General features: G+C 37.8%; 3 protein-coding genes. 2 read left to right on the top strand and 1 reads right to left on the bottom strand.

The annotated features are described in order from the left end of the window. Both AC1DRF_RS28420 and AC1DRF_RS28415 read left to right on the top strand, forming a co-directional pair. Positions 1 to 228 (top strand): virulence activator alpha C-terminal domain-containing protein (locus AC1DRF_RS28420; RefSeq protein ID WP_477742362.1); only part of this gene is annotated, 228 nt, incomplete at its 5' end. Beyond that, a complete protein-coding gene (locus tag AC1DRF_RS28415) occupies positions 225 to 698 on the top strand; it encodes a DUF4188 domain-containing protein (RefSeq protein WP_013083386.1) in 474 nt (157 codons plus the stop codon). The genes AC1DRF_RS28420 and AC1DRF_RS28415, both read left to right, overlap by 4 nt. 25 nt (positions 699 to 723) lie before the next feature. On the opposite strand, the gene AC1DRF_RS28410 is transcribed toward AC1DRF_RS28415, so the two are convergent. Continuing rightward, the coding region (locus AC1DRF_RS28410; protein WP_477742361.1) for an SAM-dependent methyltransferase at positions 724 to 1,252 on the bottom strand (529 nt) is incomplete at its 5' end.

Genomic DNA, 1,252 nt, shown 5'->3' with positions numbered 1-1,252 from the left:
CAAGAAAAGCAGCTCACAATTTCCCAGTTAAAAAACGCTCAGCAGAAACTAACTGAACGTTATCACATGTATTGCGGAATCGAAGACAGCATTTCTAACAGCCCTTCTCCCGACAGAACGTATTGGCTTATTACCCTAGACTACGGTAAACGAACAACGTGTGCTTCGATAGAATGGTGCAAAGATACGATTAATAAATTATATGATGAGGAGGCGCATAATTTATGATTCATTCCAATCGTGTGATGGCTAAGCCCGGTCAGGAGTTGGTCGTCTTTGTTATAGGAATGCGCATTAATAAATGGACAGCCGTACACAAATGGTTCCCTGTATTTAAAGCAATGCCTCCTATGATTCGCGAATTGTATACAAACAAAAAACTTGGCTTTTTATCTTTGCAAGGATCTTTTAATTTAAGAACCATCACGCTGATTCAATATTGGGAGTCAGTTGATCAATTGACCTCCTATGCAAAAGGTCCTCAGCACTTAAAAGCTTGGAATTCTTTTTATAAACAGGCTTCAAAAACAAATGCAGTGGGCATTTATCATGAAACGTACGTCATTCCTGCAGGAAATTATGAATCAGTATACGTGAATATGCCTTTGTTCGGTTTAGCTAAAGCGCTTGGATCTGAAACCATAACGAAACATACTCAAACTGCCAAAAAACGTTTGAATGTTAAAAAGCCGCTTTAACTAAAAGTGGCTTTCGTTATATTTGTTATACATATATTTTCAGCATTTGATTGGCACCTTTTTGAAATTCGTACGGGACGTCTGCTATTTCTGTTCCCTTTACTAGAGGCGCAATCTCTTCTAACAGCTGCGGCAAATAGGTAGAAATCTTGCCGCTCAAATTCGTTAAAGGAAATAAACGTACTTCCTCTTTTGTAACGCGTATCAGTTCTTTTAAAGCTTCTAAATGAAACGTATAATCTAACCGGTCGCTGTACATAAATAAAAAGTTTGCACAAAGCGTTAAATCAAACTCGTTCTTTTGAAACGGCAAATTAGGAAGTGCTCCGTACTGATAGGCTTCGGGATTCTTTTTCATATGAGCAATACAATCTTTTAATGCTCTTTTTCGATGTTCAGTTAAATCATCAATAGACGAAAAATACTTCCACACATACTGTTCTTGTACGTGCTGCATTTGATTCATCGTATGAATTAAATCCAGGCTTCCTTTCTTTTCAAGCTCTTCTGCCGTAAATTTATAGGCAATATCACAGCTAGTAGCCTCCGTACCT

This window comes from Priestia sp. P5_B4 (assembly GCF_056400385.1).
This window is presented reverse-complemented; position numbering and strand designations above follow the sequence as displayed.

Coding starts and splice junctions, on each gene's coding strand:
- AC1DRF_RS28415 (WP_013083386.1), top strand. CDS start 225: ATGATTCATTCCAATCGTGTGATGGCTAAGCCCGGTCAGGAGTTGGTC.